The following is a 15,622-nucleotide window of genomic DNA, read 5'->3' as shown; positions in this document are numbered from 1 at the left end:
GCGAGCACTGATCCACGTCCTCCACGAGACCACCGAGCCCGCCCGCCCCGAACTGCTCCTCACCGCCTAACCATCACCCACCCACAGGGAACAACAGCAGTGACACCACACCACGGGACTTGACCGAGGACTCGCGCGCTCCATAGCCTTGCGCCGCTACACCCGTCCCCGTCGCCCCGCCCGCTCGGCGAATCGGTCGAGCGCATCCGTTATGTCCGCTGCAACCCATACCCGATTGCGCTTCCGCGACTTGCCGAGCGTCAGAATGCCCCGGTTCACGAGGGCATCCAATGCCCGGTACGCGGTTTGATCTGCTATTACCAAGCGGTTTTGAAGCAGACGTACATTCACCACTGGATGTTCGAACAGCAGCCCTGCGACGGCACGCGCCGCCGAGTCGGCCCGAAGCTCGGCGAGCGCGTCGTCGTACCTACTTCGGATGCCGCGGATGTCGTCGAGCAGCAGGTTCCCGTTGCGCACGGCAGTGCCCGCAGCATCCGTGAAGACGGTCACGATCGGCTCGACGTCACCGTGCCGGTAGGCGGTGAGCGCTCCGAAGTACCGCTCGACGTCGTGCAGTAGACCCGCTGAGACCGGCACGGCGACGTTCGTGGTCGTTCCGCGTCGGCGCAGCAGCGCCTGTACCAGAGCGCGACCGGTGCGCCCATTGCCGTCGAGGAAGGGGTGGATCGTCTCGAATTGCGCATGCGCGATCGCTGCCTGTGCGACGACGGGGACGTCCGTGCGCGCGGCGAAAGCCAGCATGTCGTGCATCGCTGCGGGCACCCGCTCGAAATACGGCGGAATAAAGTCCGCACGATGCGGACTTACGGCGTTGCCTCCGATCCAGACCTGCTCCGTTCGGTACGCACCGGTCTTGTCCGGGGAACTGTCTTCGAGCAGCGCCGCCTGCATGGCGATGACGGAGGCGTCGCTGAGGTCGTCGGCGAGTTCGAGAGCTGACGAAAGGGCGCGAACGTTGCGCACGATCAGCGCCGCATTGCCGTCGTTGCGTTCGCCGAGCTCTGATTCCGCGACAGCGCGGGCGCTACTGCTCAGGTTCTCGATCTGCGACGACGACGCAGACTCGCTGCGCAGCAGGATGGATGCGAAGGGCAACATCGTGGTGCCCGCCTGAGCGTCGAAGCGAGACAGCAGAACAGATGCCTCCTCCGCGTCCGCCTGCAGCTGAGGGCTCAGCGTCACCTTCTCGCCCGCAATCGCCGGGGTGACCGCGGCCGCATAGGGCCGTTGCATTTCCGCCCACTGCCGGCCGGAGACTTCAGCACGGCCGAAGCTCGTCCTCCATGCACGATCTTCGTAGCTCAATTGCGGCCACGTGGAGTCTGCTGTCCGTGTCATGCGGCCTCCTACGTTGCGTCAGGAGTGTATCGCGTTACCGACACTTATGCTCCTAAGTCTCGGTAACAATTGTCCCGACTGACACCTACGCACCCCGCTCGCGCGAATGTCAGTGGCCCCGGCATCCCGCAATATTCGCCACTCGGCTGGTGCCGCATCACAGCAACGCGGCCGGTTCGGGCCTCACGACACGGCCTTTGCACCATGGGATGCAGTCATGCTCCACACCGTCATCACGGCCACCGACGATCCGGCGCCAGCCGTCGTCGATCGCATCTCCACCGCGGAGGCCGCACACAGGCAATCGAGCGGGCCACGAAGGCGGCGGCTCGGGCTGGCCAGTTCGCGGCCGCTGGGCATCGATCGGTGCGCCTCCGCGTCCGACACGACCACGTGGCAGCCCCTTCTTTGGGGCCCGCGGCCGAGTCCTGAACTGCCTAACATCCAAAAAGGATGAGGAGCTGAACAATAATGAACGACACGAAGAATTCGGGGTTCCGGGCCTGGCCCAAATGGCTACGTCTTCTGTCTGTCATCGCAACCGGAATTGTCGCGCTTGCCATCATGACCGGCGTCGGCGTGGCGACATATCAGACCGTGGTCGCACCGCCCATCGCCAAGATCACCGCTGAAAAGTGCCACAAAGCCTTCACCTCCGGCGCTGCGCGCGAGGATTGCCGCATGGGAGACCTGCGCACCGCAAAGTCCGACGAAAGCACCTATGAGGCGCGACAGAAAAAGCAGGCCATCGCCGATAAGTGCGAATCCGAATACTCCTCCAGCATCGCTGTTATTCAGTGCGAAGACGGTGACACCGACTCGGCGGATGCATCGCAGAAGTCGGCCGACGACGCTGCGGCAGCGGCCCAGAGGAAGGCGACGGAGGGACAGTCGTTCGACAATCCCTATCCGGCAGGCACGCAAGCCCCTATGCAGAGCACCAACCGTCTCGATGGCACGAAGACCAACTACACCGAGTGGATCACCGGATTCGACGGCAACTGGACGGGCTACGACGACTACGAGGCACCCGCCGCCGGCAACAAATACGTGGCGTTCATCGTCAACGTGCAGGCCACGGATGCCGGTGTGGATGCCGGAACCGTCGCCTACGACGCGAGCTTCACCGACTCCAACGGGAACGTGTACGCGCACGCCACCGCACAGTACGGCGCACCGAATCAGATGCCCCAGGTAACACTCGGGGCCGGCCAGCAGGCGAGCGGGATTGTCGTGTTCGAGGTGCCGGCATCTGTCACCGGAGGCGTCGCGACGTTCGGCGACGGGACCGTCTTCGAGGCTCTCCAGTAGGGCGACCGTCGGCGCAGCCGATACTCGATTTGCTGCGCCGACAGCCTTACCGACACTTCGCGAGATAAGTGTCGGTAAGGGCATGGAGAACTCACACTTCTCGTCGACCTCCGCTTCAGCAGCGACCGCGCTTGTACCCGGGTACGTTTGTACCAGCACAAAAAGGGAGCCTCGCCATGCTGACCATCGACCCTTCGCTGCCCGCCCCGCTGTATGAGCAGCTTCGCGAGCAGATCATCGCGGAGATCGCCAGCGGCGAGCTCGCACCCGGCGACCGGCTCCCGCCCGTGCGACAGCTCGCGAGCGACCTCGACCTTGCTCCCAATACCGTGGCTCGCACATACAAGGAGCTCGAAGCGGCCGGATACCTCGAGACCCGGGGGCGAAACGGCACGACCGTCGCCGAAGACCTCGCCGGCAACGAAACCCATCGTCAGGCTGCGGCGCTCACCAGCGACTACCTCGAGGCAATGGCCGGGCTCGGCTTCAACCTCGACCGCACCATCACGTATCTCCAGCGGAACGTCAGCCATTCGCACGGTTGAAACTCACGGATTCCCATGAACGGATCTGCGGTTACGACAACGAGTCGAGCGGTCGCCGTCGGCCCGTACGGGTAGCGTGGACTGCGTAATCGTCCTCCCTCTCGGCGGGCGATGCGCACCGGATCCAGTGGCGGAAACGGCGGGAGGCGGCACCGTGACGACAGCGAATTCCGTCGGCAAGCGGGCCAGGCGTCTCGCGGCGCGAGAGGCCATGCCAACGGATGTCAGGCATCCAGAAGCCCCGCACGCGCACCCCGCTCCACACCCGCCGCCCAGCCGCCTCGGCAACTCGGCGCTCACCGCGATCACCACAGCGGATGCCGTCGACGAGCTCGCCCGCGGACTGTACGACGAGCAGCGCACGCGGCCCTGGGTGGTGGTAACCACTCCCTTCGAGGCGGATGACCCGCATCACGACGTCGACTCCCTCGTCGCGCAGGTCGGTTCAGTCGCGCGAGTCTTCACGATCGAGACCGGCGCGCTCACCCACCGGCTCAGCGACCTGCTGCCGCCGAAGCTCGGCGTCTTCGGCGGGGCCGGCCGCTCCTTCCCGGTCGGGTTCTCACGCGAAACCACGATCGCAGAGAGCATGCTGCGGTTCCCGTCGACGGCCATACGCAAGGGGTCCGAACGACTCACCCCCGATCCGCACGCGACCGAACTGCTCGCCACCGACACGCTCGCGCACGCCTACGCGGCCGGACTCTTCGTCGAGACCCACGCCGGCGAATCCGGGCGCTTCGCAGGCACCGTCACGGGTGTGACCGGGTCCCGCGCCATCGTCGCCCTCGACAGCGGCGAGCTGGCGGCGATCGCGGAGGAGCTCACGTATCCGCCCATCCCGCTCAGCTGGGTGGTCGTGCCCGGGCAGCGCGTGACGGGCATCCTCGACCGCGGGTCGCACCGGCTGGGCGTCGAGCTGCCGACGCCCGGCGACGCCGAACTCGCTGAACGCTTCCCGCACCACGGAGTGACGCTCGTGCTCGTGCTCGAGACGGATGCCCGCAGCGCCGGCCTCGCGCTGCATCCGCGCCTGCGCCACAACGTCACCACCTGGGACATCTCGCACAACCCGATGGACCGCGCCGACGGGCTGCTGTCGCCCGGGGATGTCGTGCCCGCGCGGGTGCAACACCTCTCCGATGGCACCCTCCACCTCTCCCTCTGGGACGTGGACGACGACGAGCCCATCGTGCCCCCGCTCGCCCTCACCGCCGACGGCCCGCCGTGGCTCGAGGAGGGCCGGCCGCTTCCTTCTGCCGGTGATCGTGCCGCTCAGGATGCTCCAGCGCGCGAAACTCCGGAAGCCTCCGATTCCGAGAGCACCGACGGCACGGCGGCCGCTTCGTTCGGTGCCGAGTCTGCCGATGCTGCGGACGATGCCGAGCACGCCGGCGATGCGTCCGCCGCCGTCGACGCGGATGCCGCGCCCGGACGCGCGCCCCTCCACGCCGTCCCCGGTCCCGGCCCGCGACAGGCTCCAGCCGCGCGCCCGGCCACCCTGCCGGTCCCGACCAGCAAGACTCTCGTGCAGACGCTGACCCAGACGGTCGCGGAGCGGGATGCGAAGATCCACGAACTCGAGCGGCAGCTCCGATCGGCCGGCACCCCGAACGCTGACGTGATGCGACTGCGGGGCGACCTTCAACGGCTCGAGCTCACCAAGGACGAACTCGCCGCCCATCTCGGTAGCGCCGAGGCCGCCCGCACCCGCCTGACTGACCAGCTCCGCGCCACACAGAAGCAGCTGCGGGCGGCGCGACGCTCGGCATCGTCTGCGGATGCCCCGACACGGGCATCCCGCCGCAAGCACTGGCCCGACGACGAGTCGTGGCTACGTCACGAGGTGCTCTCCGCGTGGGTCGAGCGCGTGCCGGCATCCGACAAGCAAACACGTCCCGTTCCCGATTCGCGGCGCTGGAGGTTCGGCCCCGACTTCGCGGCTTCGCTCGACAAGCTCGACGACGCACAGTTCGACAAGGTGCTGCGTCGCATCGTCGACATCATCACAACGCCGCCCGGTACAGCCCACTTCTGGAATGAGCACGCGCTGCGCAGCGGAGTCGGCGGCGACGATCCGCCCGTCGTTCGCGTGGATGGCGCACGTTGTGTGCGCGTCGAAGTGGAACGGAACACCCCCTCCGCCCGGCGACTGCACTACTGGCGGATGCCCGACGGAGGCGTCGAGTTCAGCCGCGTCGTGCTGCACGACGACATGACGCCGTAGCCATCCGGCCGGTCTGAGGCAGGCGCATGCAACGCCACCACGTCAGGAGCAGCGTTCTTCGTTCGGTCGGATACGACGAGGATGCCCGCACTCTCGAGATCGAGTTCGCCAGCGGCTCGATCTACCGTTATTTCGAGGTTCCGCCCGTTGTCTTCGTCGGCCTCATGGCAGCGGAAAGCCTCGGCGAGTACTTCAGCCATCACATCCGAGACGAGTACCCCTACGAACGCGAATGAGCCGAGAGCACGACGATGGGCCCCGGATCCGTACCCGGAGCCCATCTGTCGCGTGATCAGCCCTTTCCTCGGCCGAAGTAGCGGGCCCGCACCCGGTCGAGCAGGATCGCGACACCCAGCACTGCGCCCTGCACGACCTGCTGGAAATAGGGGCTCACGTGCAGTGCGAGCAGGCCGTTCGCGATGAGCTCCAGCAGAATGGCGCCCGCTGCGACGCCGAGGATGCGACCTTCTCCGCCGGTCAGAGACATGCCGCCGACGACGGCTGCCGCGATCGCCGTGAGTTCCCAGCCGGGCCCGACGGAGGGGTCGGCCACGTTCATCCGTCCGATCACCAGGATGCCGACGAGGCCCGAGATGGCCGAGGCCGCGACGTACATCGAGAAGATGCGCCGGCGGGTCGGGATGCCCGCCAGCCGCGCGGCCTCCCGGTTGCCGCCCACGGCGTAGATCTGCCGCCCCGCGTAGGTGCGTTCGAGCACGAACCAGGCGATGAGCACCACCGCGATGAAGAACAGCGCGGGTACGGGCACGCCGAACACGTAGTATCCGCTGATGTCGCTGAACGTCGGATCGATGCCGTTCACCGGGGTTCCGCTCGTGATGGCCAGTGAGAGGCCCTGCGCGATTGTGAACGTGACGAGCGTGATCACGAACGGCGGCACCTTGAGCCGAGTGACCGTCAGGCCGTGCCAGGCTCCGATGAGCGCGCAGATCACGATCGTCATCACGATCGCGACGACGGCGGGCAGATGAAGGTTCACGTTGAGCGTCGCCGCGATGATCCCGGCGAGACCGGCCAGCGCCCCCACCGACAGGTCGATGCCTCCCGTGAGGATGACGAGCGCCTCGGCGACGGAGAGGATGCCGAGCTGCGACAGGTCGCGCCCCATCACCTGCAGGTTGGCAGGCGTGGCATACGTCGGTGCCGCGAACGCGATGATCGCGAACACGACGACGCAGGCGACGCCGACGCCGGCCTCGGGGGATGCGGCGAAACGGTGCAGCAGCGAGGGGTTGGCGCGACCGCTGGGCGCACTTGCGGCCGCCGGCGGCGGGCTCGGAAGCGAGGTCGCGGGACTCGGCGGGGTGGCGGTGGGATTCGGTGCGGCGGTCATGCCGGTTCTCCTAGTGGTGTGAATTCGGATGCCGGAGCCGTGGGCGCCGGGAGGGAGGTGGACGCCGCGGCGGTCATGATCGCCTCTTTCGTGGCGGCGTTCCGCTCGAGCACCGCGACGATGCGTCCGTGGTTCATCACGGCGATGCGATGGCTGATCAGCTGAAGCTCCTCGAGCTCGGAGGATGCCGCGATGACGGTCATCCCCTCGGCCGCTGCCCGATCGATGAGGCCGTAGATCTCGGCCTTCGCGCCGACGTCGACGCCTCGCGTCGGCTCATCCAGAAGCAGCAGCCGGGGGTTGGTGGCGAACGCGCGACCGAAGATCGCACGCTGCTGGTTGCCACCCGACAGGGAGCCGATCGGCTGGTCGACGCTCTGCATGCGCACGTTGACGTCGCGCGCGATCTTCGCACCAGCGGTGCGCTGGGCGCGCGGCACGAGCATCCCGAACCTGCTGAGTGTGCGCAGGATGGACACCGTCACGTTCGAGGCGATCGAGGCGAACAGCACCAGCGACTGCTCCTTACGGTCCTCGGGGATGAGCGCGATGCCGGCGTTGACTCCGTCCTGAGCCGACCGAGGCGCGTGGCGTGCTCCGTGCAGCGTCATGCTGCCGCCGGTCGCGGGCTGCGCCCCGGCGATGGTGTGGATGAGACGGCTGCGGCCCGAGCCCATGAGCCCGGCGATCCCGAGGATCTCGCCCTCCTTCACCTCCAGGTCGACCGGCCCGAGCCCGTCGGCGGTGACCCCGTCCAGGCGGAGGAAGACGGGTGCGTCGGCGGGCGGCGCCTTCGGTGTGCCCTGTTCGAGTTCCCCTCCGACCATCTCCTTGATCAACCGGACTTCGGTAGCCTCCCGCGGCGACAGGTCGGCGACGAGCCGCCCGTTGCGCAGCACGATCACGCGGTCGCTCACCTCGCGAACCTCGTCGAGGCGATGCCCGATGAAGAGAACTGCGCCCCCGCGTTCCGCGAGCCGCCTGGCCAGACCGAGCACGGTCTCCGCCTCGACCGGGCCAAGGGATGATGTGGGCTCGTCAAGGATGAGCAGCCGCGGCTTGCGGCCCCACGCCTTCGCGATCTCGATCATCTGCCTGGTCGGCACCGGCAGCGAGCGCACGTCGCGATCCAGGCCGATGCGGCCCGCGGAAAGCCCGATATCGGCGAGCATCGCTGCGGCCTCGGCCTGCTGGGCCCGTCGGTCGACGAACCAGCTGCTGCGCGCCTTGTCGGGGCGCCGGCCGAGCAGGAGGTTCTCGGCCACCGAGAGCTGCCCGACCAGCGGGAACTCCTGCGACACCATCGCTATCCCGAGTCGCTGCGGGGCTTCGGTCGAGCCCGGAGCGAGCGACGTGCCGTCGATCGTGATCTCTCCGCCGTCGCGGTGCACGGCTCCGGACAGGGTGCCCATCAGCGTGGACTTGCCCGCGCCGTTCTCACCGACGACGCCGACGACCTGGCCCGCGAACAGCTCGAGCTCGGGCAGATCGAGCACTCGTACCGGCCCGTATTCCTTGTAGACCCCCTCCAGCCGCGCGATGGTCGCACGGCCGGAGGGAGCGGTGTGGTCTGTCATGCCTAGTCGATGCCCAGGTTGCTCAGGAGCGACTGGTAGTCCGCGAGGTCGGACTTGGTGACCAGGCCGACCCCGGAGCTGAGCGTGCTGCCGTCTGAGGCGAGGTACGGCTTCAGGATCGCCGCGGTGGCATCCTTGCCGAGCACCTTCTCCGCGGCCAGGATGTACGCACCGGTGTAGCCCTGCTGGTACGGCATCTGCACGACGGTGCCGCCGATGACACCCGACTTGATGAAGTTCAGCGTCTGCGCGTCCGAGTCGTCCGAGACGATGCTGACGCTGGACTGCTTGCCTGCGGATGTCACAGCCTGGGCGAGAGCCGGGCCGTCGTACGAGTACACACCGTACAGTCCGTTCACGTCGGGGTTGTTGGCGAGGATCGTCTCGGCGTCACTCGTCGCGGTGCTGGCCTGGAGGTTGTCGTTGACCTTCTGTGCGACCGTGATTCCCGTGCCCTTGATGGCATCCTCGAATCCCTGGATGCGCTGCACCGCGTTGGATGCCGTGAGCGAGCCGACCAGGATCGCCACCTTGCCCTTGCCGCCCAGCAGCTGCTTCATCGCGGTGCCCGCCTGAAAGCCCGCCGTGTAGTTGGGCGTGCCGAGGTACAGCCCGCCGGCTGCGGTGTTCGGCAGGGGCGAGTCGATGGGCAGCACGAAGATGCCGGAGTCCATGTCGCTCTTGATGGTGTTCGCGGTCGACGTCGGGTCGATGGCCGAGATCGAGTAGCCGGTCACGCCCTGCGACTTCAGCGTCTCGAGCTCGGACGTCTGCTCGGTGAGCTTGCCGCTCGGCGGAGCGAAGTAGGTGCACTTGTTCGCGGCGATGCCGAGGTCCTTGCAGCCCGCCTCGAATCCGACTTGCCCGGCCTTCCAGTAGTCGGCCGCGACGTTGACGACCATCGCGATGTCGACCGCCGAGAGGTCCTTGCCCTGGAGAGCGGACTTCAGCTTCTGGTCGAGCTCGGCGAGCTTCGTCTGGTTGAACGTCAACGTCCCCTTCAACGACGCCGAGCTCTTCGACGAGGTCGTCGAGGGGGTGGATGCGGCCGATTTCGAGCAGGCCGCGAGGCCGGTGACGAGGAGCAGCGCGGTCGCCACCGCCGCCATTCTGGTTGTGATCTTCATCGTTCACTTTCTGTTGGTGTGACAGGAGGATGCCCGCGTGCGGCCGACGCGTCACCAGCGTTGTGAGGGTTCACATTCTCGGCGACCTCGCCGTGCTCAGCTACATCATGGCGGGCTCATCGAGCATTGTGAGCGCTAACGGAATGCGATGTCAAGCAGGAGAATGGATTCGAACCGCCGACGTCATCGGCCTCGAGATCGCGCAATCTGGGTGAACGAGCGTCGCGGAGACCCGGCTGTGAACGCTAACGTAGCGTTGCACGCCGTGCGCGTGAAGCTCTTCGACGATGCAGGGAGGCGATCAGTGGCGATCACCCGGCGAGCCGTGCTCGGCGCTGCTCTGGCCTGCGTCGCCGAGGGATTGACCGGCTGCACGGCAGCGCCACGAACGCTGATCTCCGTCGGTTTCGCCCAGACCGGCGCGGAGAGCACCTGGCGCGCCGCCAACACGACGTCGCTGCGCAATGCGCTCTCGCGTCGCAACGGTTTCGACCTGATGTTCATCGACTCGCAAGGCCGCCAGGAGAACGAGATCGCAGCCGTGCGCAGCTTCGTCACCCGCGGCGTCGACGTGATCGTGCTGGCCCCGATGGTGGAGAACGGATGGCACGACGTGCTCGACGAGGCTCGGCAGGCGGGCATCCCGGTCGTGCTGGAGGACCGCGGCATCGACTCGAGCGATTCGTCGCTCTACGTCAGCCGGGTGGGCGACGACTTCCGCCACGAGGGTGCCCTGGCCGCGACGTGGATCGTCGAGAACTCGAAGCCGAAGACCCGCATCGTCGAGTTGCTCGGCACCACCGGGTCGAGTGCGGCCCTCGATCGCTCCGCGGGCTTCGAGCAGGTCATCGCCGGCCACGGTTTCACCGTGCTGGATGCTCAGGACGCCGGGTTCACCCGCGCCGGCGGCAAAGAGGTGATGGCAGCATTCCTGGAGAAGCACGGCGACGACATCCAACTGCTGTTCGCGCAGAACGACGACATGGGGCTCGGCGCGATCGAGGCCATCACGGCCGCGGGGCTCGTGCCGGGGCGCGACATCCGCATCGTCACCATCGACGGCACCCGAGACGCCCTCACCGAACTCGTCGCCGGGCGGCTCAATCATGTCGTGCAGTGCAATCCGATGCTCGGGCAGAGGGTGGCCTCCGTCGTACGGGCCGTGCACGCCGGATCACCGGTGCGGCGCGCGTACATCGCCACCGACCGCGTGTTCGACGCGAAGACGGCGAAGGGGGTGCTCGCCACGTGGCCGTACTGAGTGCAGCGCGGAACGAGACGGCCGGCCGTCGCCGGGCGATCACGCTGCTGCGCAGACCGCAGTTGTGGTCCGTCGTCGTGCTGCTCACTCTCGTGGCGATCAACGCCGCCGTCCGTCCCGGCTTCTTCGCCATCTCGATCCGCCGGGCCGCGTTGTACGGACCGATTCCCGACATCATCAGGGATGCCGCGCCGCTCATGCTCGTCTCCCTCGGAATGCTGCTCGTGATCGCGCTTCGCGGGCTCGACCTCTCGGTCGGCGCCGTGCTGTCGGTCGGCGGAGCAGTCGCCCTCGCCGTCATCGCCGGATCGCCACAGCCCGGGTCGATCGGCGCCGTCGCCCTCGGCATCTGCGCCGGGCTCGGCGTGGGCATCCTGCTCGGAGCCTGGAACGGGATGCTGGTCGCCGCGGTGGGGGTGCAACCGATCATCGCCACGCTGGTGCTCATGCTCGCCGGCCGCGGTCTGGCGATGCTCATCACACGCGGCCAGGTCGACACCGTCGTCAGCCCGCCTTACGCGTGGATCGCTGCCGGTACCGTGCTCGGTCTTCCCGCCCCGACGTTCATCGCGGCCGCGGTGGTCATCGCCATCGCCGTGCTGCTGCGGCGCAGCGCCCTCGGAACGATGATCGAGTCCATCGGCGCGAATCCCGTCGCCAGCCGCATGGCGGGCCTGCGGGTGCGTCTGCTCACGGGAACCGTCTACGCCGTGAGCGGGTTGCTCGCCGCGGCCAGCGGACTCATCGCGAGCTCGGACATCATGTCGGCCGACGCGAGCAATGCCGGCCTCGGCATCGAGGTGGATGCCATCCTCGCCGTCGTCATCGGCGGAACGTCGCTGCGCGGCGGCCGGTTCTCCGTCGGCGGCACTGTGCTGGGAGTGCTCACCGTTCAGGTGCTGACCTCCACGGTCACCTACCTGGGCACCTCGCCGGCGACCTCACCACTCTTCGAGGGCGTCATCATCATCGCGGTCTGCCTGCTGCAGGCGCCGCGCACCAGCGCACTCCTGGGGCGCATCCGAGCCGGATGGCGAGGCATCCAGTGAGCACGCAGACACCGAGGATTCCGTCCTGGGAAGCGCCACGGCGCTGGGGCGTCGCACGGGGCCCACACCTTCCTCCGGTACTCGTCGCTGTCGTGATGCTCGGGATGCTCGTGCTCGGCGACCAGCTCACGTTCGGCCAGTTCGTGTCGGCCCGGCTCGTCTCGAATCTCTTCCTCGACACCGGCTACCTGCTCGCACTCGCGGTCGGCATGACCTTCGTCGTGCTGTCCGGCGGGCTCGATCTGTCGGTGGGCTCCGTGATCGGGCTCGGCGGGGTGATCGGCGCCCAGCTTCTGGCGGCAGGGGTCCCCGTAGGCGTCGCCATCCCGTTGATCGTCGCATCGGGCGCCGGTATCGGGCTCATCAACGGCGTGCTCGTGGCGGTCTTCGACGTGCAGCCGATCGTGGCCACCCTCGCCGGGATGTTCCTCGCCCGAGGTCTGGCCTACAGCGTCAGCCTCAACGCCGTGCCGATCCGCGACAGCGGGCTCAACGCGCTCACCCTGGTCACCGTCGGCGTCGGCGATCTCCGGTTCTCACTGGGCGTCATGGTCGCACTCGCACTCGCCGTCGTCGCCTTCCTGATGCTCCACCGCACGCGGTTCGGGCGCACCGTGTTCGCCCTCGGAGGCAACTCCGACGGGGCGCGGCTGATGGGTCTCGCCGTGATGCGCACCACCGTGCTCGTGTATGTGGTCAGCGGAACCTGCGCAGGCATCGCGGCCGTTCTGTTCGCGTCGTACACCTCATCGGGCGATCCGCAGGCCGGCACCGGCATGGAGCTCGCCGCCATCGCCGCGGTCGTGATCGGCGGCACCACACTCGGTGGCGGGAACGGCGGAGTGGTCGGCTCGGTCGTCGGAGTGCTCGTGTACGGCGTCATCCAGCTGACGATCGACTATCTCGGCGTCGACTCGTGGTGGACGCCGATCGTGCTCGGGATGCTGCTGCTGGTCTTCGTCGTGGCCCAGCGGCTCGCCGCAAGCAGAGCGGGGGAACTGCGATGAGCGACCCGTTCATCCGGATGCGCGGCATCACCGTGCGGTACCAGGGCAACCTGGCGCTCGACGACGTCGACCTCGATCTGCACCGGGGTGAGGTGCACTCGCTCATGGGCGAGAACGGCGCGGGCAAATCCACGCTCATCAAGGTTCTGACCGGCGCGATCCGGCCGGCGCACGGCGAGATCCTGTGCAACGGTGCACCGGTACAGATCTCGTCGCCGCGCGACGCACTCGCGACCGGAATCGGGGTCGTGCACCAGGAGACCGGGCTGCTGCCGAACCTGTCCATCGCCGAGAACGTGATGCTCGGCGACGAGCCGCACGGCAGGTTGGGCATCGACCGGCGCGCGATGGTGCGACGCGCCGGCGAGTTGCTCGAGCGGCTGGGGGCGGTCGTCGATCCGAGGTCTCCGCTTGGCGGACACCCGCCGGCCATCCGTCAGCTCGTCGCGATGGCACGCGCGATCCGTTCGAGTCCTCGCGTGCTCGTGCTCGACGAACCGACCGCGAGCCTCGACGAGGCGGAGACCGAGCACGTGCTCGGCGTGATCCGATCCTTGCGCGACGACGGCGTCGCCATCCTGTTCGTCTCCCACGTTCTCGAGCAGGTCTACGAGATCGCGAACCGGTTGACGGTGCTGCGCGGTGGCGTGCTGGTCGGCGAGTTCCCGACTGCGGACATCCTGCGCCGCGATCTCGTCCAGCGCATGCTCGGCCGCGATCCGCGCGAGCTGGACGAGATCATGGAAGAGCGTGGCGCGGAGGTGGTCGGCAGTCCCGCGCCCATCCTGTGCGCCGAGAGCGTTCGGTCCGGTTCGCTGCGTGCACCGGTCGCTCTCGAGCTGAACGAAGGCGAGATCGTCGGCGTCGCCGGGCTGCTCGGCTCGGGCCGCACCGAGCTGGCCAGATCCCTCACCGGCATCGATCCGATCAACAGCGGTCGGCTCGTCGGCGGGCCGACCGCCACCGCGTACCGTTCGCCGCGTTCTGCCCTCATGGCGCGGGTGGTGTACGCGTCAGAGAACCGCGTCTCCGAGGGACTCATCGGCCAGCTCAGTGTGCGCGACAACATCACACTCGCCATCCAGGCGCAGCGTGGCTGGTTCCGGCGGATGCCCCGTGCACGACAGGACGAGCTCGCGACGAGCTACCTTGAGGCGCTCAACGTGTGGCCGTGCGACCTCGACCAGCCTGCAGCGTCGCTCTCCAGCGGCAACCAGCAGAAGGTGCTTCTTGCTCGCTGGCTCGCGATTGCACCGCGCGTGCTGGTGCTCGACGAACCGACGAGAGGCATCGACGTCGGCGCTAAGGTTGAAGTCCAGCGCCTCGTGGCCTCCATGGCAGCCAACGGTGTCGGCGTGATTTACATCTCCGCCGAGCCAGACGAAGTTCTCCGGCTGTCAGACCGGATCGTGATCATGCGGGATCGCGCGATTCTGGGCATCGTGGCGAACGACGATGGGCTGGATCGGGAGCTTCTGCTCACGCTCATCGCGGATGGAGGGGCGAATGGCACGGACTGAGGGGAACCGTGCGGCGACGATTTTCGACGTCGCACGACTTGCCGGTGTGTCGCACCAGACGGTTTCGCGCGTCATCAACGACTCGCCGGATGTGCGCGACCAGACCCGCGAGCGCGTGCGGAAGGCGATCAAGCAGTTGCGCTACGAACCGTCCGCGGCGGCTCGCGCACTCGTGACCAGGCGTACGCGCACGATCGGACTCATCGCACCAGGATCCGCGGACTACGGACCGGCGAGCATCCAGAGGTACTTCAACGAGGCCGCGCACGCCGCCAGGTACAGCGTGTTCACGGTCAGTGTGCCGGGAGAGAGCGCGAGTGAGGCACGCACCGCGATCGAGTCGCTGCTGAGGCAGAACGTGGAAGCCGTTGTGCTCGTGCAACTCGACGTGACCACGCTCGAGTCCCTGCGCGGTCTCGACGTGGGTGTTCCCCTCATCTCGATCTCGGCGCCCGGCCGCAACCGCGACGTCGTGTCGATCGACCAGTACGGCGGCGCCCGAGCGGCGGTTCAGCACCTCATCGATGCGGGCTACCTCGACGTCATCCATGTCGCCGGCCCTCCCGACCACCCTGACGCGCGGGAACGTCAGCGAGGATGGGCTGATGAGCTGGCCGACGCGGGGCTGCCCCGTGGTGCGCTTTATCACGCGGACTGGTCGGCCGCCGAGGGTCACCGCATCGGGCTCGAACTCACCGTCATCGCGGGCAAGACAGCGGTGTTCGCCGCCAACGACCAGATCGCGCTCGGGGTGATGACAGCGCTGGCACGGCGTGGGTTCCGGGTGCCCGACGACGTCGGTGTCGTGGGATTCGACAACGTTCCGGAGTCCGTGTTCTACACGCCTCCGCTGTCCACGGTCACCCAGGACTTCGCCGCACTCGGACAGCTGGCGCTGAGGCGTGTGCTCGACAGGCTTGATGGGGATGAGACATCGCCGTCGCCACCGCCCATCCCGGTCGCGCTCGTCGTGCGCGCATCAAGCACGAGGCGCCGCGGCCCCGCCGGGGACGTGCCCGCCGATGCGGACTCCGCCACGCATCCCCAGGTGCAGTCCACCCACTCGGACTGAGGCCCGAGCCCCAAACCGATACAAACGCAAAAACTGGCACCAAATGCAAGAAGGGCCGCCCATCTCTGGGCGGCCCTTCTTACAAAGGAGTCCGGCGGTGTCCTACTCTCCCACAGGGTCGCCCCTGCAGTACCATCGGCGCTGGGAGTCTTAGCTTCCGGGTTCGGAATGTTTCCGGGCGTTTCCCTCTCGCTATGGCCGCCGTAACAC

13 protein-coding genes and 1 rRNA gene are annotated in these 15,622 nt (G+C 67.7%); 9 read left to right on the top strand and 5 right to left on the bottom strand.

Annotated features, from left to right (window positions below; genetic code table 11):
* Nucleotides 1–156 precede the first annotated feature (156 nt).
* Nucleotides 157–1,362: a Fic family protein gene (locus tag ACYVII_RS18885; RefSeq protein ID WP_460537890.1), complete on the bottom strand. Its 1,206-nt coding sequence runs from the start codon at nt 1,360–1,362 to the stop codon at nt 157–159.
* A gap of 471 nt (nt 1,363–1,833) precedes the next feature.
* Between ACYVII_RS18885 and ACYVII_RS18880 the strand changes: the two genes are divergently transcribed.
* The 4 genes from ACYVII_RS18880 to ACYVII_RS18865 all read left to right on the top strand — a co-directional run bounded on the left by ACYVII_RS18880 (nt 1,834) and on the right by ACYVII_RS18865 (nt 5,681).
* Complete coding sequence (locus ACYVII_RS18880; protein WP_460537889.1) at nt 1,834–2,673, top strand: DUF4352 domain-containing protein; 840 nt, start codon at nt 1,834–1,836, stop codon at nt 2,671–2,673.
* Nucleotides 2,674–2,849: 176 nt separating this feature from the next.
* Nucleotides 2,850–3,218, top strand: a complete 369-nt coding sequence (locus tag ACYVII_RS18875) for a GntR family transcriptional regulator (RefSeq protein ID WP_460537888.1) — start codon at nt 2,850–2,852, stop codon at nt 3,216–3,218.
* Nucleotides 3,219–3,372: 154 nt separating this feature from the next.
* Nucleotides 3,373–5,445 (top strand): hypothetical protein, encoded by a 2,073-nt coding sequence (locus ACYVII_RS18870; protein WP_460537887.1) that lies wholly within the window; start codon nt 3,373–3,375, stop codon nt 5,443–5,445.
* 26 nt (nt 5,446–5,471) lie between these two features.
* Complete coding sequence (locus tag ACYVII_RS18865; protein WP_460537886.1) at nt 5,472–5,681, top strand: KTSC domain-containing protein; 210 nt, start codon at nt 5,472–5,474, stop codon at nt 5,679–5,681.
* Between the two features lie 56 nt (nt 5,682–5,737).
* Here the strand turns inward: ACYVII_RS18865 and ACYVII_RS18860 are convergent, their stop codons facing one another.
* Genes ACYVII_RS18860 through ACYVII_RS18850 form a run of 3 tightly spaced genes read right to left on the bottom strand, consistent with a single transcriptional unit; the run spans nt 5,738 to nt 9,503 of the window.
* Nucleotides 5,738–6,799, bottom strand: a complete 1,062-nt coding sequence (locus tag ACYVII_RS18860; protein WP_460537885.1) for an ABC transporter permease — start codon at nt 6,797–6,799, stop codon at nt 5,738–5,740.
* The gene (locus ACYVII_RS18855; protein ID WP_460537884.1) at nt 6,796–8,376 is read right to left on the bottom strand and encodes a sugar ABC transporter ATP-binding protein; all 1,581 of its coding nucleotides are present in this window, start codon (nt 8,374–8,376) and stop codon (nt 6,796–6,798) included. Before ACYVII_RS18855 ends, ACYVII_RS18860 begins: the two co-directional genes overlap by 4 nt.
* 2 nt (nt 8,377–8,378) lie before the next feature.
* Nucleotides 8,379–9,503, bottom strand: coding sequence for a substrate-binding domain-containing protein (locus tag ACYVII_RS18850; protein WP_460537883.1), 1,125 nt, complete (start codon nt 9,501–9,503; stop codon nt 8,379–8,381).
* A gap of 304 nt (nt 9,504–9,807) precedes the next feature.
* On the opposite strand from ACYVII_RS18850, the gene ACYVII_RS18845 reads away from it, so the two are divergent.
* From ACYVII_RS18845 to ACYVII_RS18825, 5 genes are read left to right on the top strand one after another with little or no spacing between them, the layout of a single operon-like run.
* Nucleotides 9,808–10,764, top strand: a complete 957-nt coding sequence (locus ACYVII_RS18845; protein ID WP_460537882.1) for an ABC transporter substrate-binding protein — start codon at nt 9,808–9,810, stop codon at nt 10,762–10,764.
* A complete protein-coding gene (locus ACYVII_RS18840) occupies nt 10,752–11,813 on the top strand; it encodes an ABC transporter permease (RefSeq protein WP_460537881.1) in 1,062 nt (353 codons plus the stop codon). The genes ACYVII_RS18845 and ACYVII_RS18840 overlap by 13 nt, the downstream gene beginning before the upstream one ends.
* Nucleotides 11,810–12,820 carry an ABC transporter permease subunit gene (locus ACYVII_RS18835; RefSeq protein ID WP_460537880.1) on the top strand — a complete coding sequence of 337 codons (1,011 nt, stop codon included), beginning with the start codon at nt 11,810–11,812 and terminating at the stop codon, nt 12,818–12,820. The genes ACYVII_RS18840 and ACYVII_RS18835 overlap by 4 nt, the downstream gene beginning before the upstream one ends.
* On the top strand, nt 12,817–14,340 hold the full coding sequence (locus tag ACYVII_RS18830) for a sugar ABC transporter ATP-binding protein (RefSeq protein WP_460537879.1): 1,524 nt from the start codon (nt 12,817–12,819) through the stop codon (nt 14,338–14,340). Before ACYVII_RS18835 ends, ACYVII_RS18830 begins: the two co-directional genes overlap by 4 nt.
* Nucleotides 14,327–15,412 carry a LacI family DNA-binding transcriptional regulator gene (locus ACYVII_RS18825; protein ID WP_460537878.1) on the top strand — a complete coding sequence of 362 codons (1,086 nt, stop codon included), beginning with the start codon at nt 14,327–14,329 and terminating at the stop codon, nt 15,410–15,412. Before ACYVII_RS18830 ends, ACYVII_RS18825 begins: the two co-directional genes overlap by 14 nt.
* An 89-nt stretch (nt 15,413–15,501) precedes the next feature.
* On the opposite strand, the gene rrf is transcribed toward ACYVII_RS18825, so the two are convergent.
* Nucleotides 15,502–15,618: ribosomal RNA gene (rrf, locus tag ACYVII_RS18820) — 5S ribosomal RNA — on the bottom strand.
* Between the last annotated feature and the right edge of the window lie 4 nt (nt 15,619–15,622).

It is taken from the genome of Humibacter ginsengiterrae, from assembly GCF_054780115.1.
This window is presented reverse-complemented; position numbering and strand designations above follow the sequence as displayed.